The organism is Camelimonas sp. ID_303_24, from assembly GCF_053543495.1.
On record NZ_JBLLJM010000014.1, the window covers coordinates 40,431 to 60,990 of the forward strand.

The following is a 20,560-nucleotide window of genomic DNA, read 5'->3' on the forward strand; positions in this document are numbered from 1 at the left end:
ACAGGCCGCGCCGCCTTTGCTACCGAAATAACAAATACAAAAAAGGCGCGCGGCGCTCCTGCCGTCGCGGCCGGCAAGGAGGAAACAATGAACGCGCACAGTGGAGCCGCGCCGGCTTATGGCGGAGTTTTGGCGCTGGCGGCGTCGGGCCTGACGGTCGGCGGCCTGTTCGCCGCCGAAGCGGGGCGGGGACCGGAGCGGCCGGCCCTGCAGCATGAAGGCCGCATTCTGAGCTATGGGGCCCTCAATGCGCGGGTCAACCGGCTGGCGGCGGCGCTCGCGGCCCATGATTGCGTGCGCGGCGACCGCGTCGCCATCTTCGCCGAAAATCGCCCTGAATATGTGGAGTTGCAACTGGCGGCGGCCAAGCTGGGGCTGATCGTCGCCTGCCAGAACTGGCGCCTGGCCCAGGAAGAGCTGGAGCATTGCCTGTCGCTGGTCGCGCCGCGCCTCACCTTCGTGTCGGAACGGCACGCCGCCATGTTGCAGGGGCTCAACTGCGATCCCGGCAAGGTTCTGGTTTTTGGCGAAGCCTATGAGCGGCTGCTGGACGCCCATCTGGATCATGAACCGCCCGCCGACGTGGCCGCGCCGGAAGACGGCCTGGTGATCCTCTACACCAGCGGCACAACCGGCCTGCCGAAGGGCGCCGTCATCAGCCAGAGGGCCATGATCGCCCGTTCGCTCATCGGCCAGATCGACAGCACCTTCATTCCCGGCGCCACGTTCATTGCCTGGGCGCCCATGTTCCACATGGTGTCCACCGACAACATGCTGGCGACGCTGATGACCGGCGGCAAGGTGGTGGTGATCGACGGCTTCCAGCCGGACGCCATCGTCGCCGCTGCGGCGGGCGAGAACATCGGCTGGCTCCAGGTGATGCCGGGGACGGTGGAGCAGATGCTCTCCGAGCTGAAAACCACGGGCTTGCGCCCGGCGCGGCTTGGCAGCGTCGGCTGCATGGCCGATCTGGTGCCGCGCCAGCAGATCGCCGAGCTCACCGACCTGTTGCAGGCGCCTTACATCAACAGTTTCGGCTCCACTGAAACGGGCAGCCCGCCGGCCAGCCGCAACCTGCTGCCGCCGGGCCATGCGCCCGCCCGCCTGCCCAAACTGCAGAATTCACTCTGCCGCATCCGTCTGGTCGACCCGGACGACCAGGATGTTGCCGACGGCGAGCCGGGCGAACTGGCCTTCCGCGGCCCGACGCTGTTCAGCGGCTACTGGCGCGTGCCGGAGGAGAAGGACTTCCATGGCGGCTGGTTTCACATGGGCGACGTCTTCGTGCGCAACCCGGACGGCGGCCTCGAATTCGTCGACCGCCGCAAATATCTGATCAAGTCCGGCGGCGAGAACATCTATCCGGCGGAAATCGAGCGGGTGTTGCTGGCCTCGCCGCGCATCGCCGAGGCGGTGGTGGTGCGCCAGGCCGATGCGCGCTGGGGCGAGGTTCCCGTGGCCTTCGTCGTCGCCAACGACCAGTCCCTTACCGGCGAGGAGGTCATCGCCATGTGCCGGGGCAAGATCGCCGGCTACAAGCTGCCCAAGCGGGTGCGCTTTGTTTCTGACGCCGAACTGCCGCGCAGCACGACCGGCAAGATCAAACGCCACGAACTGGAAGATGTCTTGCGCGCCGAAGCCGCTGGATAAACGCCTGGAACGTGATGCGGGCAGGTGGATGCCGCTTGTCCGCGAAAAAACATGCGAAGCCAGGGCATGCGGGCGGCGATGCGGTTTTGTTCAGACGCATCCCGGCCGGGCGACGGCCGGTCGCTCATAAATGATTTGGCGCCCGCGCGCGAAACGTCGACTCTCCCGCTCATGTCTGGCATGCGCGCAGGCCTTGCCCGGGTTTTGCTGCGGCGCGCGCTGTTACGGGAGGGGGCCATGAATCTGGTGCGGCGATTGGCCTGTGTTGCTGGCGGCGCGGCCATTTTGACGCTCGCCGCGGCGACGGTTGCCGATGCGACGCCCCGCGAGCGGACGACGGTGATCCTGCAGGTTGATGTTCCCGGCCGGGCCGGCGCCAACCGTCACCGGCTGGCGCTGACGGTGCGCGCGCCGGATGGCAGGGAGGTCATGCTGGCCCTGTCGTGCGGGGTGAGCGATCCGGCGGTGTTTGGCGCCGCCCTCGATCTGGGCGGCGCGGCGCCGCCGATTGAAGGACGCGCCGTGACGCTCCGGCTGGAAAATCCGGATGGTCAACTGAACGAGCGTCTGGCTTCCACCGACAGATTTCTCATCCTCGGCGGCGAGCGGGCCGTGCGCCTGTTTGCCAGGGCGCTGCGCAGCGAGGTGATCAATCTGGACGATGGCGCCGGCAAGGGGGTCCGGTTCGGCCTGGCCGCCGAACGTCCCCGCGTCGACCGTTTCCGCGCCCTGTGCCGGCTGGAATGACTGGCGGGCTCAGGCCGGTGATCGCGCCTGTCAATTTCATGCCGCCAGGATAGTCTGGCCTGGCGGGCGCGCAGTCCAGCGCAACAATATCAACAATTGCACACGGGAGCAGAACGCCCATGACGGCACAAGACATTGCGGTGAGCCGCAACGGCAACGTCGCGACCATCGAAATTCGCCGCCCGCCGCTCAATTTTTTCGATCTGACGCTGATCCGCGCCATTGCCAGCGCGCTTGAGGGGTTCGACGCGGAGCCAGAGATCCGCGCCGTGGTGCTGTGCGCCGAAGGCAAGGCGTTCTGCGCTGGCGCCGACTTCTCGTCGCCGGACAACGCCACGCCCGCTGAAACCGACCTGCTCGACACCACGGACCATCTCTATCTGGAGGCGGTGCGGATTTTCCGTTGCAAGAAGCCGATTGTCGCCGCGGTGCAGGGCGCGGCCATCGGCGGCGGGCTTGGCCTTGCCCTCGCCGCCGATTTTCGCGTCGCCTGCCCGGAAGCGCGGTTCGCGGCCAACTTCACCCGGCTCGGCTTCCACCCCGGTTTCGGCCTGACCGCGACGTTGCCGGAGGTCATCGGCAAGAACAACGCCGAACTGATGTTCTATACCAGCCGCCGCGTCACCGGAGAGGAGGCCTATCGCATGGGCCTCGCCAATGTGCTGACCACGCGGGAAAAGCTGCGCGAAGCCGCCCATGCGCTGGCCGCCGAGATTGCTGAATGTTCGCCGCTGGGACTGCTGTCGACCCGGGCGACCCTGCGCGGCGACCTGGCCGACAGGGTGCACGCCGCGACCCGGCATGAGCTGGCCGAGCAGCAGCGCCTGCGCCAGACCGCTGATTTTGCCGAAGGCGTCCGCTCGACGGCGGAACGGCGGCCGGCGAATTTTCTTGGCAGGTAAATCTGGCCATTGAAGCGCGTTCCGGTCAGCCGACATGGGCTGATCGATCAGAATTCGCTCAAAACAGGGGGAGCTGGAGCTGTTTGCGATCCAGATTGATCGAAAACAGCTCCAGATCAGGCGCGCCGGGTAAACCAGTCGGCAGGCGTTTCACATACAAAAGGCCGGCTGGATGTGATCCAGCCGGCCTTCGCTTGCGCAATCCTGATCTCAGTCCATGTTCACCCACTTCTTGCCGTCGAACTTCTGCAATTGCAGCGACTGGTAAGCGGAGAAATTGTCCGGCGTGGTGCGCAGCACGATCTTCTTCTGCTGCATGGGCATGCGTTCATTGTTGATGCTGCCCACCAGCTTCATGATGTTCTCGCGGGTCAGGTTATCGCCGGCGCGCTCGAGAATGGTCTTCATCATGTTGCTGATGATGTAGGACGACAGGGCGTAGAAGTCGTTTGGATTTTCCTGCGCGTTCCATTTCGTCATGAACGCAACGTAATCCTTGACCTCGGGGTCGTTGGCCAGGTCCGGATCATCGGGCGCCTTGGCATAGTTCGCGGTGATGACCCCGGTGGACGCCTCGACGCCCGCCGGGACCAGCACGTGGCTGACGGAGGCAGAGGCATTGGCGACGAATTGCAGGGGCTTCCAGCCGATCTCGTGCGCCTTGCGCATTGCCTGAGCGGCGAATTTCGGCGTGGTGGCGCTGATGAACACGTTGGCGCCGGAGTTCTTCAGGTTTAGCATCTGCGAATCGACGACCGGGTCGGATGTCTCATAGGCCTGGGCGCTGACCAGCATATTTGACTTGCCGTGCGCCTCAAGCGCCGTGCGGACGCCGTGCAGGTGATCCTTGCCATAGTCGTCGTTGGCGTAGAGCACGCCGATCTTCGCGTCCGGCTTGTGCTTCAGGATGTAATCGACGTAGGTCTTTTGCTCAATGGCGTAGGACGGCCAGAACGGCATGGTCCAGGGATTGGTCTTTGGATCGTTGAATTTGCCGGCGCCGGTGGCGATCAGCACCTGCGGCACCTGTTTGCTGTTCAGGTATTTCTGCGTCGCGGTGTTGGTGGGCGTGCCGGAGACGCCATAAATCAGCAGCACGTTGTCGCTTTCCACCAGCTTGCGTGTCTGCTCCAGCGCCTTGGGCGGGCTGTAGGCGTCGTCGAGGCTGATGTAGGTGACCTTGCGGCCGTTAATGCCGCCTTTGGCGTTGATCATCTCCCAGAACGCCTTGGACGTGCGCCCGCCGACGCCAAATGCGGAAACCGGGCCGCTGTAGGCCGTGGTGCTGCCAAGGCGGATTTCCTTTTCGGATGCGCCCGGACTGTAGGCCGGCTTGTCCGCCGCCACGGCGGAAAATGCAGCGAATGTCGCCCCCGCGACGGCGAAAGCCGCGGCGCCGTTAAGTAACCGTTTCATTGACACCCCTCCCGTTATTCCGGCAACCGGAATGCTATTCAGCGTGGAGCCGCATGGTCCACGCTGCTATCGAAGGTGAGATGCGGGTGGAGAAACGCTTTCAGGCCAGGCCCAAAAGCAGGCTCCATGTTCTGTTATTATGATCCCGTTGCTTCACCATCGGTCTCGTTTGATGCGGCGCGCAGACAACAAAACATGGTCATGCGGAAGAATGCAGCCGGCTCTATTTGTAAATGTTACCGTCCCTTGAAGACAGGCGCACGTTTTTCCACGAACGCGCGCGCGCCCTCTTTCAGATCCTCAGAAACGAAAGCCAGGGTCTGCATGTCGGCTTCATGGTCCAGCGTCGCGGGCAGCGGCGCGCTCCAGGCCGCTTCAAGCTGGGCCTTGATCAGGCCGATGCTGATGGCCGGTCCTTCTGCGAAATGACGGGCCAGCCGCCAGGCTTCATCGGCCAGTGCGCCATCGTCGACACAGCGCCAGATCAGGCCCCATTCGGCCGCGGTTTCAGCCGGCAGCGGCTCGGCCATGAGGGCAAGCGCCCGGGCGCGGGCCACGCCAATGGAGCGCTGCAGGAATAGCGACGTCCCCGCGTCGAGCGCGGCGCCAAGGCGGGCGAAGCTCAGGATGAAGCGGGCGGACCGGGCGGCCAGCACGATATCGCCAGCCAGCGCCAGACCGACGCCGGCGCCGGCGGCCGGACCATTGACCGCGACGATAACCGGCAGCCGCCCGCCGCGCAGTCGCTCGATGATGGGATGCAGGTGCTGGCGCATGCGCGCGCCGATGGCCGCGCCGGTTTCAAAGACGTCGCCGCCGAACTGGGCGCCCGCGCAAAATCCCTTGCCGGAGCCGGTCAGCAGAACGGCGCGGATGCTGTCGTCGGCAAAGGCCTCCGCCGTCGCCTGATCCAGATCGCGCATGACTTCGAACGAAAGCGCGTTGTACTGCTCGGGGTTGTTGAGCGTGATGACGGCGACGCCGTCGCGACGCTCCAGCAGCGCTGCGGGCATGTGGTTTCCTCCCATGTAATTGCGCCAGCCTTCAGGCCGGTCGCAGGGCGCCCTGACCCGCAAGGGTCAGAACGCGGTGTGCGCCTCCGCCTCCGGCGAAGCGTGGGCGATCACCGGGGCCGGAGCGCCCGGCCGGACATCTGTCCGGCCGGGCAGGGGAATGCCCGCGCCAGCGCGCGGAAATGGGGGGCGCGCGCGGCGCGAACCTCTGCGCGCGAACCATGCCGCGCGCAAAGCCCGTCACATCAGGATGCCGCCGCCGCAGACCAGCATCTGTCCGCTGACATAATCAGACTCGGGCGAGCAGAACATGTAGACGGCGTTGGCGGCCTCTTCGGGCTTGCCGGCGCGGCCGAGCGGAATCATCTTCGCCATGGTGTCGAGCAGGGCTGGCTGCACGCCGACCTTGATCTTCTTGCCTTCGATGTCGACGGTCTTCTGGTCGGTTTCGATGGCCTGGGTCAGGCGGGTTTCAATCAGGCCAAAGGCAACGCAATTGACATTGACCTTGTAGCGGCCCCACTCCTTGCACATCGTCCGCGTCAGGCCGAGCAGCGACGCCTTGGCGGAGGAGTAGCTGGCCTGGCCAGCATTGCCGAACAGGCCGGCGATCGAGGAAATGTTCACGACCTTGCGGAACACCTCGCGCCCCTCCTGGGCCTCCTTCTTGGCCATGATGCGGATCGGCTCCGAAGCGGCCCGCAGGATGCGGAACGGCGCGACCAGATGCACGTCCATCATCGCCTGGAACATCTCGTCAGTCATGTTGCTGATCGTGGCGTCCCAGGTGTAGCCGGCGTTGTTGACGATGATGTCGATGCCGCCGAACTGGTCCATGGCGGCCTGCACGAACCGCTCCGCGAACCCGGCTTCCGTCACGCTGCCATTGACGGCGATGGCCTGGCCGCCGGCGGCGACGATCTCGGCCGCGACGGCGTCGCCGGTTGGCGGATCAAGATCGTTGACCACGACTTTCGCGCCTTCCGCCGCGAGCTTGTGGGCGATGGCGCGGCCGATGCCCCGGCCGGAGCCGGTGACAAGCGCGACCTTGCCGGCCACGCGGCCCTCGGCGTAGATCTTCAGCGCGGGTTCACTCATACCTTGTCTCCCTGGGGCAGAGACCGTTCCTGTCCGGCGGACTTCTGCCCGAATATGTCGAATTGACGCGTATCTGGTTCGGGAAAGCAGCCGTGCGTTGTTCCGCAAGCAGTCTGCCGCCGGATGCGTTCATGACGCCAGGCGCCGCAACGGCGCCGACGCAGTTGCTGCCTGCGAGGCTTCCGCCAGAGTCAGGCGCGGCCAGATATAGATGTCGGCTTCATTTCGCCAGCACATCCCCGGTGACAGCCAGGGCGCAGCGGCGCCAGATCTTGTGACCTGGCTTAAAAGTTCCCGGGAAAGTCAAATTACCTTTCCCGGGAATGCTTCAGGCCAGCGCCACCACGGCTTCGCCCTTCAGCTTCACATCATTCTTCTGGTCGCGCGCCGTCAGTTCGAGACGGGCCCGGCGCTCGCCGCCAACCTCCTCGATGGCAATAACCTTGCCCTCGCAGGTGATCTCGGCGCCGACCTGGGTGATGGAGGCGAAGCGCACGCCATATTCGCGAATGGCGGCGGTGGGGAATACGGCGTTCAACGCCATGCCGAGCCGCGCCATCACGAACATGCCGTGGGTGAACACGTCCGGGAAGCCGGAGGCTTTGGCGAAGTCGCTGTCGACGTGGATCGGGTTGTGGTCGCCCGAGGCGCCGCAATACAACGCCAGCTCATGCCGGGTGATCGGGCCGTAGCTGCGGCTGACGGGCGTATCGCCGACTTTCAGGGCCGCATTGGTCGTGCTCATCAGGCGGCTCCCTTTTCGTCCTGCGGATTACGGATCACGAGGGTGTTGGTAATGTCGGCGATGTGCTCGCCCTGACCGTTCTCCACCCGGATGTCCTGGGCGACCATGGTCAGCGCCCCGCCTTTCTTGTCGACGATCGCGCCAATGCGGGACTGGAAGACCAGTTCGTCGCCGACGCATGCCGCCTTGTGATAGACGAACTTCTGCTCGCCATGGAGGATGCGGCCGATGTCGACGCCCAGCAGGTCCAGGATCCGGTTGGGGCCCGGATTGTCGAGCGACTGCAGGCAGAACATGTAGGTCGGCGGGATCGGGATGTCGCGAAAGCCGGCGGCCCGGGCGGCGGTGGGATCCAGATAAACCGGATCCTTTTCGCCGATGGTGTCGAGGAAGTATTTCAGCCGGCGCGGCTCCACGAAGGCGCGTTGCTGGGGCAGCTCCATGCCAACGAGGGTCTGCGGATCAACCGCGAATTTGGGCGCTCCCATGGTCACACCTTTTCGTAGAGGGTGACGACGCAGGCGCCGCCGAGGCCCAGATTGTGCTGCAGCGCCAGACGGGCGCCGTCGACCTGGGTCGAGGCGGCGGTTCCGCGCAACTGGCGGGTCAGCTCATAGCACTGGGCGAGGCCGGTGGCGCCAAGCGGGTGCCCCTTGGACAGCAGGCCGCCTGACGGGTTGGTGACGACGCGGCCGCCATAGGTGTTGTCGCCATCGTCGATGAACTTCTCGGCGCCGCCCTCCGGGCACAGGCCGAGCGCCTCATAGGTGATCAGCTCGTTGTGGGCGAAGCAGTCATGCAGCTCGACCACGTTGATGTCCTTCGGCGACACGCCGGCCTTCGCGTAGACCTGGTCGGCGGCGGCCTTGCTCATGTCGTAGCCGACGAGCTGCATCATGTCGCGCGCCTCGAAGGTCGAGGGCGTGTCGGTGGTCATGGCCTGGGCGGCGATGCGCACGTCGGTGCGCAGGCCGTGGCGGCGGGCGAACTCTTCCGAAACCAGGATGGCGGCGGCTCCGCCGCAGGTGGGCGGGCAGGCCATCAGGCGGGTCATCACGCCCGGCCAGATCGGCGTGTCGTTCAGCACGTCGTCGGCCGTGACTTCCTTGCGGAAGATCGCCAGCGGGTTCTTCGCGGCGTGGCGGCTGGCCTTGGCGCGGATCTTGGCGAAGGAGGCCAGCGGCGTGCCGTGCTTCTTCATGTGGCTGAGGCCGGCGCCGCCGAACAGGCGCAGGGCGGCGGGGATGCCGCGCGCGTCGATCAGATCGTCGGCGAGGCCGTCGAACAGTTCCATCGGGCCGGGGCGGTCAGTGAACACGGAGCCGAGGGCGCCTGGCTTCATCTGCTCGAAGCCAAGGGCGATCACACAGTCGGCGATGCCAGCCTCAATGGCCTGGCGGGCAAGAAACAGCGCCGACGAGCCGGTGGAGCAGTTGTTGTTGACGTTCACCACCGGGATGCCGGACATGCCGACCTGGTAGAGCGCCCGCTGGCCGCAGGTGGAATCGCCATAGACGTAGCCGACATAGGCCTGCTGCACCTGCGAGAAATCGACGCCGGCGTCAGCCAGCGCCAGACGCGCCGCTTCAGCGCCCATCACATGATACGGCTCGCTGGCTCCCGGCTTCGAAAACGGGATCATTCCAACGCCAGCGACATGAACCGGACGGGTCATGGTTTCCTCCTTGGCCAGCGGCGTCAGCCATGCACAATCCCGCTGGACTTTTGATTACCCATGGGTAATACCCATACCAGTGATTAGACGCCTGTCAATGCGCCATCCTTCTGACGGCCGCAATGCCGGCGGGAGCCGAGGAGCGGGTGTTGCCGTTTCATGGGATTGGCCCATGATGGGCGGGCCGCTCCCGTTCAGGCGGCGGTTTTCAGCCTCGCGCCTGTTTTCAGCTTGGCCCAGGGTCGATTCTGCATCGGAACTTTGGACGCAACATTTTGGGACACGACATTTTGGGAGGGACGTTTTTTTGACCCGCTCCGCCGCCAACGAAAATGCCTCCCCGTGGCTGCCGGCCGAAGACCGGGAGAAGGCGCGCGACCAGAAAATGGAAGCGGTTCAGGACATGGCGCTCACCCTGTTCATCGAACAGGGCTACCACCATGTCACCATGAACGCGGTGGCCGAGCGGCTGAATGTCACCAAGCCGGCGCTCTATACTTACTTCAGAAGCAAGGAAGACATTCTGTATTCCTGCTGGATGTCCGGGCACGAGCGGTTGCAGCAGCGCATCGACGCGGAGCTGGGCGCGGGTGGAACCGGCCTTTCCCGCCTGCGCCGGCTGGTCCGCATCTATGCTGAAACCATGACCACAACCTACGGCAAAAGTCTGGTGCTGCTGGACGAGCGGGATATGGACGACATGAACCGGCGCACGATCCTGGCGCGCAAGCGGGATCTGGACGGCGTGTTCCGGGCGCTGATCGCCGAGGGGATCGCGGATGGCTCCATCCGGCCGACGGACCCGCGCATGACGGCGTTTGCTATCGCCGGCGCCCTGAACTGGATTGGCCACTGGCATCGCGCCGACGGTCCGATGACGCCGGAAGACATCGGTGAAGACTTTGCGCTCCGGCTGACGGCGGGGCTGGAAGGGAGTGCGCCAGTCGTATCAGAATAGCGGCGTCGGTCCACACAAGCGCAACAAGCGCGAGACCGATGTTTTGCCAATGGGAGGATCACGATGAACACGACGCTTGGGCTGCGGAAGTTTCTTGACGACAATCCCGATGGCATCGCCACCATGTTCGGCGATCGCCAGCGCACCTGGGCCGAGATTGGCGACCGGGTGCAGCGCTTCGCCGGGGCCCTGCATGGGCTGGGCGTCAGGCCCGACGACCGGGTCGCGGTGATGTCGCTGAATAACGACAAATATTTCGAGATCTATCTGGCGGTGGCCTGGGCCGGCGCCGTCATCGTGCCGCTCAACGTGCGCTGGAGCCAGGCGGAGAACGAGGACGCCCTGCGCGACTGCCGCGCCAGCCTGCTGCTGGCTGACGACGCCTTTGCCGTCATGGCGCAGGCGCTTTCCGCCGCGATCGGCAATCTGCCGCTGGTCTACATGGGCGAACAGTCAGCGCCAGCTGGTTTCGTCGATTATGAGCAACTGATCGCCGGCGCCGCGCCCGTGGACGACGCCATGCGTCAGGGGCCAGATCTCGCCGGCATTTTCTACACCGGCGGCACCACCGGCCGCTCCAAGGGCGTGATGCTCAGCCATCACAATCTGATGCTGAATGCCGTCAATTCGCTCAGCGCCAATTTGATGGGGCAGGGCTCGCGTTACATGCATGTGGCGCCGATGTTCCACCTGGGCAATGGCGGCGTCATGTACGCCAACATGCTGCTCGGCGGCTCCAATGTGATGCTGCCGGCGTTCACGCCGGGGGCCGTCGCCGCCGCCATCGACCGCTACCGGGTGACGCACATGATGCTGGTGCCCACCATGATCCAGATGCTGGTGGATTCGCCCGACATCAATGGCCATGATCTCTCGTCGCTTGAGCAGATCATCTATGGCGCCTCGCCGATCAGCGAGGCGCTGCTGGACCGCGCCATGCAACGTCTGCCCGGCGTCAAATTCGTCCAGGCCTATGGCATGACCGAGCTGTCGCCCATGGCCACCCTGCTGCGGCCGGAGGATCACCTCGGGGAGAACCGGGCCAGAGGCCGCCACCGCAGCGCCGGCCGCACCATCGCCACCTGCGAGCTGCGCATCGTCGACGAAAACAACAATCCGCTGCCGCGCGGCGAGGTTGGCGAGATCATCGTGCGCGGCGACACGGTGATGATGGGGTATTGGGAGCGGCCGGCCGAGACCGCCGCCGCCATCGTTGATGGCTGGATGCACACCGGCGACGGCGGCTACATGGACGCGGACGGCTACGTCTACATCGTCGACCGCATCAAGGACATGATCATCTCCGGCGGCGAGAATGTTTACTCCATCGAGGTGGAGAACGTGCTCGCCCAGCATCCCGCCGTCGCCCAGTGCGCCGTCATCGGCATTCCCAGCGAACGCTGGGGCGAGCAGGTGCATGCGGTGGTGGTGCTGCGCCCGGGGGTGGACGCCGCGCCGGAGGAGCTCATCGGCTTCTGCCGCGATCGCATCGCCGGCTACAAATGTCCGCGCAGCATTGACCTTTCAGCGGAGCCATTGCCGCTGTCGGGCGCTGGCAAGATCCTCAAGCGCACCCTGCGTCAGCGTTATCTCGACGCCGCCTGAGGCGGCCCTCACGCCATTCCGCCATGGCGCGTGACGGCGTCTGGCGTCAACAACCGGATGGCCGCATCCGCCGCAGAACGATGCCGGGTCCCATACCTCGGGCCGGAGGCGGCCATCCCGCACACTTTCGGGAAACGTGGGAACCCGTTCCCCGATCGGGAATACGCCTGTTAACGCGACGGGACGCCTCGACGCGCCGGGCGGCGCCGCAAACGCTCCAGCAAAATCGCAATATAATGTGAAAGAAAAGAGGGGAAACCAGATGCAACGCGCGCTTGGCCGCATGGTTGTTGGCTCATATCTCGAAACAGCGGCGACCCGCTTCCCGGAGGCGCTGGCGATTGTCTGCGCCGATACGGGACGCCGTTTCACCTTCTCCCAGATGGAGGAGCGGGCCAACCGGCTCGCCAACGCCATCGAAGGCCTGGGGTTCCGCAAGGGCGACGTGCTGGCGTTCCTGGTCAGCAATCGCGCCGAGATCGTCGATATTTACTTCGCTCTGGCGCGCACCGGCGTTGTTGGCATCCCGCTGAACTATCGTCTGGCGGCGCCGGAGATCAAAAGCCTTGCCGAGTCCATGGGCGCCAAAGGCATCATCTATGAGGACCGTTTCGCCGCGCTGGCGGCCCCAACGGCGGCCATCCTGCCGACGGTCATCCGGATTGGCGCGGGCGGCGACGCCGGCGAGCATGACTACGAGGCGCTGACGGCGGCCGCCTCCACCGGCAAGCTCGACCGGGACATTCGCGAAGAAGACCCGTATTACTTCAACCTCACCTCCGGCACCACTGGCCTGCCCAAGTCCTATGTGTTGACCCAGTTCAACAACAGCGCCATCGGGCCGATGTTCAATGCCTTCGACATGACGCGCCATGATGTGGCGATGACCGTGTTTCCGGCGTTCGGCCGCGTTGGCCTGGCGTGGATCCTTGGCTCCATCATGTACGGCGTGCCCAACGTCCTGACCAATTTCGCCCCGGACCGGGTGCTGGAGCTGATGGACAGCGAAGGCGTCACCATTCTGAACCTGGTGCCGACGATGGCCGCCATGCTGATTCAGGCGCGGACCGCTGACCGGGCCAAGCCCCGCGCCCTGCGCGCCATCGTCTTCGCGGGCGCCAGCCTGCCGCAGCCGGTGCGCGAGCAGACCCAGGCGCATTTGTGCGAGGACCTGTATGAATACTACGGCATGCAGGAAACCGGCGCCCTGGTTGTCAGCACGCCCGAAGACCGCAAGCGCAATCCCGCTTCGCAGGGCAAGCAGACGCTGTTCTCGGAGCTGCGCATCGTCGATGACAGCGGCGCGCAATTGCCGGCTGGCAGCCACGGCGAGATCATCGGCCGTTCGCCGAACGCCGTCACCGCCTATTTCGGCAACCCGGAGAAAACCGCCGAGACCTTCCGCAATGGCTGGGTGCATACCGGCGACATTGGCTTCATCGACGCGGAGGGCTTCCTGACCATCAGCGGCCGCAAGAAGGAGATGATCGTCACCGGCGGCCAGAACGTCCATTCGGCCGAGGTCGAGGAAATCCTGCTGGCGCATCCGCGGGTGGCGGACGCCGCCGTGTTTGCCCTGCCGGATGACATGTGGGGGGAAAAGGTTGCGGCCCTGATCGTGCCCGAGGCGGGCGGCGAGGCCAGCGATGCGGAGCTGGAAGCCTGGTGCCGTGAGCGGCTGGCCGGGTTCAAGATTCCGCGCGTCATCTTCCGCCAGGCGGAGCCGCTGCCGCGCACCCCGACTGGCAAGGTGCAGAAGTTCCTGCTGGTCGAGCGGTTCGCCTGAGCAGACGCGCAATCCCGTTACCCGTTAACGGGATTGCGCTGAGCCAGTTTTATCTGGCGCATTTTCCCGGAAATGCGCTGGCTGGCGGTGGGGCGGCGTGTCCCCCTCCGCCAGCGTCTTGCAAGAAAAACGCTCAGAACCCCCTGAACGCCGGCGCGCGACGCTCGCGGAACGCCGCGACGCCTTCGACGAAATCGCTGGTGGTGAAGGCAATTGCCTGGGCCTGGGCCTCATGGGCGAGGAATGAGTCGAGCGAACCTTCCTGGCCGGCGCGCATCATGGTTTTGGCGAGGCTGAGCGCCCGGGTCGGGCCAGCGGCGAGCTGCCGCGCCGTGTTCAGGGCCTCCTCCTGCAGCGCCTCCGCCGCGACGATGCGCGAGATCATGCCGATCTGCTGCGCCTCTTCGGCGCGCACCACCCGGTTGGTCAGCAGGATATCGCTGGCGCGCTGGTAGCCAACGGCGCGCGGCAGGGTGCGGGCAAGGCCCAGATCCGGCGCGGCGCCGATGCCGACGAAGGCGCAGCGGAATACGGCCTCCGGGCTGGCGAGCACCACGTCGCCCATCATGGCCAATGCGAAGCCGGCGCCGACCGCGGCGCCATTCACCGCCATGACGATGGGTTTTTGCGCCGCCAGCAACAGCCGCACCCACAGATGGAACTCCTCCATGCGGGCCAGCATTTCGGCCGCCGGGCGCACGCCCATGCCGGAGATGTCGCCGCCGGCGCAGAACGCCCGGCCCGAGCCGGTGATGAGCAGGCAGCGCAGCTCGGGGTTGGTGGTGAACGACCGCGCCGCTTCCGCCAGGCCGCCGGAAATGCCGTCGCTAAGGGCGTTCATGGTCTCCGGCTCGTTGAGCTGCACGCGCAGAACGCCATCGATCTGTTCGCGGATCACCCCTGTCATGCTGTTTCTCTCCCCTGTTTTATGGACTTTCAGGCGCTTTTCCGGCCGCGCGGTTTGGCCGGCGGGTCATCTTCCGGAACGGGCGCCGTTGTTTGCTGCGCCGCGCCGCGCAGGCCATGGGCGACGAATTTCGCATAGGTCTTCACGGCCTGCTGGATCGTCGCCGCGGCATTGTCGCTGCGGGCCACGTGCTGCGAATAGACATAGTCGCGGGCTGACATCAGCAGGAACGCCAGCGTATCCAGCTCGCTCGCATCGTAGCCAGGCATTTCGCCGGCGTCGTGGGCGCGCTTCAGCGCCTTGCGGTAGCGGGTCAGAATATTGTTGATGTGGCGGTGATGTCCCTCCGGCGCCGCCACCTGTGCTTCGTGCAGCAGGCGGAAGAACCATGGATGCTTCTGGACATACTCGAAGAAGCCAAGGAACCCCCGGTACTCCATATCGATGAAGTCAGGCGCGCCGCGCACCCGCTCCTGCACGAAACCCAGCACTTCCTCGCCCTTCATGGGCAACAGCGCGTCGAACAGGTCCTGCCGGCTGTCAAAATAGGCGTAGAAGGTGCCGTGTCCGAGGCCGGCGCGCTCCATGATGCGGGCGATGGACGCGTTGGCGTAGCCGTATTCGCCAATTATTTCGGCCGCCGCCTGGCAAATGGCCGCGCGGGTGCGCTCCGATTTCTCCTGACGGCTGAGACGTGGCTTGCGGGTCTTGCGCGGCTGCGGCGAGGCAGCGTCGCCAGCGGCGTGATCGGCTTCAGGATCAGCCAGCCGGATTTTTGAGCGCGCCATAAAGCGTGGTCCGTTTCCTGTATGGTGCGGAGCGAACGCCGGTTCAGCGCCGCTCCCGATGGCGCAGGCTGCGGAAACGGCTGTTCGTACGATGCCGGCGGCCCCGTCCCCTCAGGGCTGGATGGCCGCCGCCGTTTCCGCTGCCTGTCTTCTGGAGCGATTTCCAATCGGGCAGACGATTCAGTCTGGCCGAAAAGCGCTCTAACGTAAAAACCCGGGATGGGTCAAAACGTGGCCGCGCCGCATCAGAATGCGGCGAAGCGGTGGGCCAGGCCATCAGGGCGGCCGGGACGCTTCCCTTGGGGGATGTCCCGGGTTCCCGCTGGCCAGCGCCAGCCGGATTACGGCTTGATCAGCGGGCAGGCATGGTCCGACAGCGGGCGGAACGCCTGCTCGCCAGGGATTTCGCCGGTGATCTCATAGTAATCCCATGGTCCCTTCGAAGCGGCGGGCGTCTTCATCCTGGCCAGATAGACCTTGCGCAGCAGGCGGCCGTCCTCGCGCAGGCGGGCGTCGTCCATGTAGAAGTCCTTGACCGGGTTCTTGCGCATTTCGGCCATGACTTTCGCAGGGTCAGTCCCGCCGGTTGCCTGCACCGCTTTCAGGTAATGGGTCACGGCGCTGTAGGTGCCGGCGTGGGCCTCGTGCGGCATGCCCTTGTTGCGGGCCATGAAGCGCTCCGAGAATTTGCGGGCCTCCGGGTTCATGTCCCAATACCAGACCGACGAAAACTGGATGCCCTGGGCCATGGCCGGGCCGAGGCCATGGGCGTCGGTGAGCAGGAAGGCGAGGGCAACCAGCTGCTGGCTGCCGTCGGCGCCCAGCCCGAACTCTTTCGCCTGCTTGACGGAATTGGTCAGGTCGCTGACCGCGTTAAGGAACGCCACGGCGTCAGCGCCAGAATTCTGGGCCTGCAGCAGGATGGACGAGTAATCCTGGAGACCTGGCGGATGCCGCACGGCGCCGACGATGGTTCCGCCGCCGGTTTCGACAACCTTCGTGAGGTCGCGCTGCATGGCGTGGCCAAAGGCCCAGTCCTGAACGATCAGGAACCATTTCTTCTTGCCTTCCGCGACCAGGCGCTTGGGCAGGGAGTTGGACCACATGTAGCTGTCCTGGCTCCACTGCGCCGTGTTGGGCGAGCAGGCCTTGCCGGTGAGGTCAGAGCTGGAGGCGCCGACGTTGATGGCGATCTTCTTGTGGCTCTCAACCAGTTCCTTCACGGCGAGCGCCACGGCGGAAGCGCCGATGTCGGCAATCATGCTGACATTGTCCTGCTCAAACCAGCGCCGCGCCACGCCGGCGCCAATGTCCGGCTTGCTCTGGTGGTCGGCGAAAACCAGCTCGATCGGCTTGCCGAACATTTTGCCGCCGAAATCCTCGATGGCCATGCGGGCGCCGTCCACCGAACCGGCGCCGAGGCCGGACGACAGCACGCCGGACATGTCGGTGAGCACGCCGATTTTCAGCGGCGGCATGTCCGCCGGCTTGCCGTTCGCCTGCTTGCCGTCTTGCGCCATGGCGGGCGCGGCGGCGATGGCGGCGGTGGCGACCGTCGCCAGCGTCAGGCGACGCAGCGCGCGCCCCGCCCAGATGCGTTGTAAATCGCGCAGGATCTGCATGTTCTTTTCCCCCCGTTGCGCCTTTCCCGGCGCCACTTTGCGTCAGGCTCTGTTCTGGCCGCCTCCGCGCGACGCTTGCCGCCGCCCCGGACCACGACATGTCCCAATGACCGGACGTTTCCGGCGGCAACCCACATCCGTTGCGCGCCGCCGCCAGATTGGCGGACGTCTTCTCTGCTTGTTCCGGGTGGAATCGGCTTCCGGTCCCGCAACGGGTCAGATCCTGCCCGTATGCGGGATTTTTTCAATGCCCTGATGGACATGTCAATTAAAATCGACTAGCGAATCGAAAATCAAAATTTCACTTGGCAGGCCGCCGTCCCGGCGCCAGGTTCAGGCGGCGCGGATCAGGCGCCATGGGTCTGGCGGGGCTGGGAACATCCGGGTCCGTCGCTCCCGACCGCTTCGCGCAGGCTGGGCGCGTGGGGAAATGTGGCCCCACTTGTCGCGAAGAAATGCGCCAGACCAGCGAGACAGGGCGCGTCCGGTGAGCCTGGTTTCTCTGGAAGCAGGCCGGGCCGCAGCAGCGTCCCCATGACGGATACCGTTGCCCGGCGCGGGCAGGATCAAGGGCAGGAAACACGATGAAGCAGCAGGACTACCAGGCCATCACCATCAGCCGGCGCGGCCGGGTGCTCACCCTGACCATGAACCGGCCCGACAGCCTGAACGCCGTCAACGCCGTGCTGCACGAGGAATTGTCGCGGGTCTTCACCGACGCGGCCAAGGATCCGGATTCGGACGTGATCGTGCTCACGGGCGCCGGGCGCGCCTTCTGCGCCGGCGGCGACGTCGACTGGATGCAGGACGCCATCGACAACCCGGACAGTTTTGAGACCACGGTCGCCGAGGCAAAGGCCATCGTGTTTTCGCTGATCGACTGCGAAAAGCCGACCATTGCCCGCATCAACGGCCCGGCCGTCGGCCTTGGCGCGACGATCGCTTTGTTCTGCGACGTCAGCTTCGCGGCTGAAAAGGCGATCATCGCCGATCCGCACGTTTCCATTGGCATGGTTGCCGGCGATGGCGGCGCGGTGATCTGGCCGCAACTTATCGGCTTTGCCCGCGCCAAGGAGTTTCTGCTCACGGGCGATCCCATCGCCGCGCCGCGCGCCGCCGAGATCGGCCTGATCAACCACGCCGTGCCGGCGGAGCAGCTCGACGCCGCCGTCGACGCCTTCGCCGACCGGCTGGCTGGCGGCGCCATGAAGGCGATCCGCTGGAGCAAGGTGACCACCAATATCGCCCTGCGCCAGCTCGCCACGTCCATGATGGACGCTGGGCTCGCCTATGAGGCGCTGACCAATGTCAGCGCCGACCACCAGCGCCTCGTCAATGAATTTCGCGAGAAATCCGCTGCGCGCAAAAAACAGTAATGCCCGGGGCCGATGGCAAGCCTGAAGGGCAAGTGCGACGGGCAAGTGCGACGGGCAAATGCGATGCGCAAGATCAAACAGGCAGGATCAATGAAACAGTCCGATGCATCTGATCCGTCGGATGCCTGACGCCCCCCGGCGCCGGATGACGTTTCCGGCGCCGGGCGCGTCCTGATCTCGCGACCATCGCGATCTGATCTGAATGTGGGAAACATCCGGGGAAAACTACAATGTCTGAACTGATGGATTTCAGCGACAGGACGGCGCTCGTCACCGGCGGCGCCGGCGGCATCGGCATGGCGATCTGCCGGACCCTGGCCGGACTTGGCGGCGACGTGGTGCTGGCCGACCGGGACGCCGGCCGGCTCGAAGCGGCCCTGGCGGAATTGAAAGCGCAGTTTCCGCAGCGCGCCTTTCACGCCGTCACCGGCGACATCGGCGACAAGGCTGGTCCGGACGCCATGGTCGAAGCCGCGCTGGCCAAAGCCGGCGAGATCGACGTGCTGGTCAACAACGCCGGCGTTGGCGAGCCGATTGTCCGCACCGTCGATCAGGATATCGACGCATGGCAGCAGGTGATGGACATCAACCTGCGCGGCACCTTCCTGACGGCGCGGGCCTTTGGCCGGCATGTGCTCGCCCGCCGGGGTCGCGGCGCCATCGTCAACATCGCTTCCATAGCGGGCATGATGGGCATTCCCGGCTCCAATGCCTATGCGGTGTCGAAGGCGGCGGTCGTGCACCTCACCCGCTGTCTGGCCAGCGAATGGGCCGGGCGCGGCATTCGGGTCAACGCCATTTCTCCCGGCTATATCGAAACCTCGCTGGCATTCGGCATGTTTGACGAGGTCGGCATCGAGCGCACGCAGCTTGAGCGCAAGCTGCCCATGCGCCGCATGGGGCATCCGGAAGAAATCGCCAGCGCCGTCGCCTTTCTGGCCTCTGGCGCGGCCTCTTACGTGAATGGCGTCATCCTGCCCGTCGACGGCGGCTGGATGGGCTTCGGCGGTCCCTGAGGAGCAGGCGATGACCAACCAGTCGCATCTGACGGCGGAGCACGAAGCGCTGCGCCAGTCCGTCGTCCGCTTCATTGCCCGCGAGATCGCGCCCCAATACAGCCAGTGGGAGCGCGACGGCGCCATGCCGCGCGAGCTGTGGCGCAAGATGGGCGACGCCGGCTTTCTCGGCTGCTGCCTGCCGGAGGCTTACGGCGGCTCTGGCGCGGGCATTCACCACGCCCTGGTGATTATCGAGGAGTTCGCCCGCGCCTTCATCGCCTTGCCGGGGTTCTACACCCACGCGGAAATCATCGCGCCCTACATCGTCCATTATGGCGCGGAAGAGCAGAAGCAGCGCTGGTTGCCTGGCTGCGCCAGCGGCGACGTGGTGCTGTCCATCGCCATGACCGAACCGGGCGCCGGCAGCGATCTGAAGGGCACGCGCACCATCGCCAGGCCGGACGGCGACGATTTTCTCATCAACGGCCAGAAAACTTTCATCACCAACGGCCAGCACGCTGATCTTGTCATCGTGCTGGCGGGCGTTGAAGGCGATCCGCCGGGCAAGAAAACCCTGTTCCTTGTCGAAGCGGAGCGCGCCGGCTTCAGTCGCGGCCGCGTGCTCGAGAAGCTGGGCCAGAAGGCGCAGGACACGGCGGAGCTGTTCTTCGACAACGTCCGGGTTCCCGCCAGCAATATTCTTGGCGTCCGCGGCGAGGGGCTGCACTATCTGATGGCGCAACTGGGCCGTGAGCGGCTGATGGTCGGCATGACCGCCGTGGCGGGGGCCGAGGCGGCGTTTCGCGAAACCCTTGCCTATACCAACCAGCGCCAGGCCTTTGGCCAGTCGATCAGCCAGTTCCAGCACCTGCGCTTCAAGCTGGCCGAGATGAAGACCGAGGTAACGGTGGCGCGGGCGTTCCTGGAGCAGTGCGTGTCGCGTTTCCTCGACGGCGATCTGCCGCCAGAACACGCCGCCATGTGCAAATACTGGCTCACCGATGTCGAGGCGAAAGTTCTCGATCAGTGTGTGCAGATGCACGGCGGCTATGGTTTCATGCGGGAGTATCCGGTGGCGCGGGCCTATGCGGACTCGCGCGGCCAGCGCATCTATGCCGGAACCAATGAAGTGATGAAGGAAATCATCGCGCGCACGCTCTGAGCGCGGCAGGCGGCCGTCGCCCCGCCAGAACCGCGGCGGCACAAGCAATCCGGAAAGAAGCGGCGGCCCGCCAGATGGCGGGGCCGCTCAAAGCACGGACATGCGGGGGGAA

At 65.4% G+C, this 20,560-nt stretch carries 18 protein-coding genes; 9 read left to right on the forward strand and 9 right to left on the reverse strand.

Annotated elements, in window-relative coordinates; all coding sequences use genetic code 11:
- The first annotated feature begins 87 nt into the window (after positions 1-87).
- From ACERNI_RS13670 to ACERNI_RS13680, 3 genes are all read left to right on the forward strand, one after another.
- Positions 88-1,650: a class I adenylate-forming enzyme family protein gene (locus ACERNI_RS13670; protein WP_448833838.1), complete on the forward strand. Its 1,563-nt coding sequence runs from the start codon at positions 88-90 to the stop codon at positions 1,648-1,650.
- A gap of 237 nt (positions 1,651-1,887) precedes the next feature.
- On the forward strand, positions 1,888-2,397 hold the full coding sequence (locus ACERNI_RS13675; RefSeq protein WP_448833839.1) for a hypothetical protein: 510 nt from the start codon (positions 1,888-1,890) through the stop codon (positions 2,395-2,397).
- Between the two features lie 119 nt (positions 2,398-2,516).
- A complete protein-coding gene (locus tag ACERNI_RS13680) occupies positions 2,517-3,299 on the forward strand; it encodes an enoyl-CoA hydratase/isomerase family protein (RefSeq protein ID WP_448833840.1) in 783 nt (260 codons plus the stop codon).
- Between the two features lie 210 nt (positions 3,300-3,509).
- Here ACERNI_RS13680 and ACERNI_RS13685 read toward each other — a convergent pair whose 3' ends face one another.
- The 6 genes from ACERNI_RS13685 to ACERNI_RS13710 form a co-directional block, all read right to left on the reverse strand.
- Positions 3,510-4,715, reverse strand: a complete 1,206-nt coding sequence (locus ACERNI_RS13685; RefSeq protein WP_448833841.1) for an ABC transporter substrate-binding protein — start codon at positions 4,713-4,715, stop codon at positions 3,510-3,512.
- Positions 4,716-4,951: 236 nt separating this feature from the next.
- Positions 4,952-5,728 carry an enoyl-CoA hydratase-related protein gene (locus ACERNI_RS13690; RefSeq protein WP_448833842.1) on the reverse strand — a complete coding sequence of 259 codons (777 nt, stop codon included), beginning with the start codon at positions 5,726-5,728 and terminating at the stop codon, positions 4,952-4,954.
- Positions 5,729-5,968: 240 nt separating this feature from the next.
- Complete coding sequence (locus ACERNI_RS13695) at positions 5,969-6,826, reverse strand: SDR family NAD(P)-dependent oxidoreductase (protein WP_448833843.1); 858 nt, start codon at positions 6,824-6,826, stop codon at positions 5,969-5,971.
- Positions 6,827-7,154: 328 nt separating this feature from the next.
- Complete coding sequence (locus ACERNI_RS13700; RefSeq protein WP_448833844.1) at positions 7,155-7,571, reverse strand: MaoC/PaaZ C-terminal domain-containing protein; 417 nt, start codon at positions 7,569-7,571, stop codon at positions 7,155-7,157.
- The gene (locus ACERNI_RS13705) at positions 7,571-8,059 is read right to left on the reverse strand and encodes a MaoC family dehydratase N-terminal domain-containing protein (protein WP_448833845.1); all 489 of its coding nucleotides are present in this window, start codon (positions 8,057-8,059) and stop codon (positions 7,571-7,573) included. Before ACERNI_RS13705 ends, ACERNI_RS13700 begins: the two co-directional genes overlap by 1 nt.
- 2 nt (positions 8,060-8,061) lie before the next feature.
- Positions 8,062-9,246, reverse strand: coding sequence for a lipid-transfer protein (locus tag ACERNI_RS13710; protein ID WP_448833846.1), 1,185 nt, complete (start codon positions 9,244-9,246; stop codon positions 8,062-8,064).
- Between the two features lie 307 nt (positions 9,247-9,553).
- Here ACERNI_RS13710 and ACERNI_RS13715 point away from each other — a divergent pair, with 307 nt between their 5' ends.
- The 3 genes from ACERNI_RS13715 (at position 9,554) to ACERNI_RS13725 (ending at position 13,595) form a co-directional block, all read left to right on the forward strand.
- Entirely contained in the window at positions 9,554-10,204 is a 651-nt protein-coding gene (locus ACERNI_RS13715) for a TetR/AcrR family transcriptional regulator (RefSeq protein WP_448833847.1), read from the forward strand.
- A gap of 63 nt (positions 10,205-10,267) precedes the next feature.
- On the forward strand, positions 10,268-11,809 hold the full coding sequence (locus ACERNI_RS13720) for a long-chain-fatty-acid--CoA ligase (RefSeq protein ID WP_448833848.1): 1,542 nt from the start codon (positions 10,268-10,270) through the stop codon (positions 11,807-11,809).
- Positions 11,810-12,071: 262 nt separating this feature from the next.
- Complete coding sequence (locus tag ACERNI_RS13725; protein ID WP_448833849.1) at positions 12,072-13,595, forward strand: class I adenylate-forming enzyme family protein; 1,524 nt, start codon at positions 12,072-12,074, stop codon at positions 13,593-13,595.
- Between the two features lie 133 nt (positions 13,596-13,728).
- On the opposite strand, the gene ACERNI_RS13730 is transcribed toward ACERNI_RS13725, so the two are convergent.
- The 3 genes from ACERNI_RS13730 to ACERNI_RS13740 all read right to left on the reverse strand — a co-directional run bounded on the left by ACERNI_RS13730 (position 13,729) and on the right by ACERNI_RS13740 (position 16,912).
- The gene (locus ACERNI_RS13730; protein WP_448833850.1) at positions 13,729-14,502 is read right to left on the reverse strand and encodes an enoyl-CoA hydratase/isomerase family protein; all 774 of its coding nucleotides are present in this window, start codon (positions 14,500-14,502) and stop codon (positions 13,729-13,731) included.
- A gap of 29 nt (positions 14,503-14,531) precedes the next feature.
- Positions 14,532-15,290 carry a TetR/AcrR family transcriptional regulator gene (locus ACERNI_RS13735; RefSeq protein WP_448833851.1) on the reverse strand — a complete coding sequence of 253 codons (759 nt, stop codon included), beginning with the start codon at positions 15,288-15,290 and terminating at the stop codon, positions 14,532-14,534.
- A 341-nt stretch (positions 15,291-15,631) separates the two neighbouring features.
- Entirely contained in the window at positions 15,632-16,912 is a 1,281-nt protein-coding gene (locus ACERNI_RS13740; RefSeq protein ID WP_448833852.1) for an ABC transporter substrate-binding protein, read from the reverse strand.
- A gap of 584 nt (positions 16,913-17,496) precedes the next feature.
- On the opposite strand from ACERNI_RS13740, the gene ACERNI_RS13745 reads away from it, so the two are divergent.
- From ACERNI_RS13745 to ACERNI_RS13755, 3 genes are all read left to right on the forward strand, one after another.
- A complete protein-coding gene (locus tag ACERNI_RS13745; protein WP_448833853.1) occupies positions 17,497-18,288 on the forward strand; it encodes an enoyl-CoA hydratase/isomerase family protein in 792 nt (263 codons plus the stop codon).
- 230 nt (positions 18,289-18,518) lie between these two features.
- Complete coding sequence (locus ACERNI_RS13750; protein ID WP_448833854.1) at positions 18,519-19,304, forward strand: SDR family NAD(P)-dependent oxidoreductase; 786 nt, start codon at positions 18,519-18,521, stop codon at positions 19,302-19,304.
- Between the two features lie 10 nt (positions 19,305-19,314).
- Entirely contained in the window at positions 19,315-20,448 is a 1,134-nt protein-coding gene (locus ACERNI_RS13755) for an acyl-CoA dehydrogenase family protein (RefSeq protein ID WP_448833855.1), read from the forward strand.
- The last annotated feature ends 112 nt before the right edge of the window (positions 20,449-20,560 follow it).

What these genes read in the sequence shown, in the direction of transcription:
- ACERNI_RS13705 (WP_448833845.1), bottom strand. Translation starts at nt 8,059, where the DNA reads ATGGGAGCGCCCAAATTCGCGGTTGATCCGCAGACCCTCGTTGGCATG.
- ACERNI_RS13690 (WP_448833842.1), bottom strand. Translation starts at nt 5,728, where the DNA reads ATGCCCGCAGCGCTGCTGGAGCGTCGCGACGGCGTCGCCGTCATCACG.
- ACERNI_RS13730 (WP_448833850.1), bottom strand. Translation starts at nt 14,502, where the DNA reads ATGACAGGGGTGATCCGCGAACAGATCGATGGCGTTCTGCGCGTGCAG.
- ACERNI_RS13740 (WP_448833852.1), bottom strand. Translation starts at nt 16,912, where the DNA reads ATGCAGATCCTGCGCGATTTACAACGCATCTGGGCGGGGCGCGCGCTG.
- ACERNI_RS13755 (WP_448833855.1), top strand. Translation starts at nt 19,315, where the DNA reads ATGACCAACCAGTCGCATCTGACGGCGGAGCACGAAGCGCTGCGCCAG.
- ACERNI_RS13700 (WP_448833844.1), bottom strand. Translation starts at nt 7,571, where the DNA reads ATGAGCACGACCAATGCGGCCCTGAAAGTCGGCGATACGCCCGTCAGC.
- ACERNI_RS13735 (WP_448833851.1), bottom strand. Translation starts at nt 15,290, where the DNA reads ATGGCGCGCTCAAAAATCCGGCTGGCTGATCCTGAAGCCGATCACGCC.
- ACERNI_RS13725 (WP_448833849.1), top strand. Translation starts at nt 12,072, where the DNA reads ATGCAACGCGCGCTTGGCCGCATGGTTGTTGGCTCATATCTCGAAACA.
- ACERNI_RS13670 (WP_448833838.1), top strand. Translation starts at nt 88, where the DNA reads ATGAACGCGCACAGTGGAGCCGCGCCGGCTTATGGCGGAGTTTTGGCG.
- ACERNI_RS13685 (WP_448833841.1), bottom strand. Translation starts at nt 4,715, where the DNA reads ATGAAACGGTTACTTAACGGCGCCGCGGCTTTCGCCGTCGCGGGGGCG.
- ACERNI_RS13695 (WP_448833843.1), bottom strand. Translation starts at nt 6,826, where the DNA reads ATGAGTGAACCCGCGCTGAAGATCTACGCCGAGGGCCGCGTGGCCGGC.
- ACERNI_RS13750 (WP_448833854.1), top strand. Translation starts at nt 18,519, where the DNA reads ATGTCTGAACTGATGGATTTCAGCGACAGGACGGCGCTCGTCACCGGC.
- ACERNI_RS13720 (WP_448833848.1), top strand. Translation starts at nt 10,268, where the DNA reads ATGAACACGACGCTTGGGCTGCGGAAGTTTCTTGACGACAATCCCGAT.
- ACERNI_RS13710 (WP_448833846.1), bottom strand. Translation starts at nt 9,246, where the DNA reads ATGACCCGTCCGGTTCATGTCGCTGGCGTTGGAATGATCCCGTTTTCG.
- ACERNI_RS13680 (WP_448833840.1), top strand. Translation starts at nt 2,517, where the DNA reads ATGACGGCACAAGACATTGCGGTGAGCCGCAACGGCAACGTCGCGACC.
- ACERNI_RS13745 (WP_448833853.1), top strand. Translation starts at nt 17,497, where the DNA reads ATGAAGCAGCAGGACTACCAGGCCATCACCATCAGCCGGCGCGGCCGG.
- ACERNI_RS13675 (WP_448833839.1), top strand. Translation starts at nt 1,888, where the DNA reads ATGAATCTGGTGCGGCGATTGGCCTGTGTTGCTGGCGGCGCGGCCATT.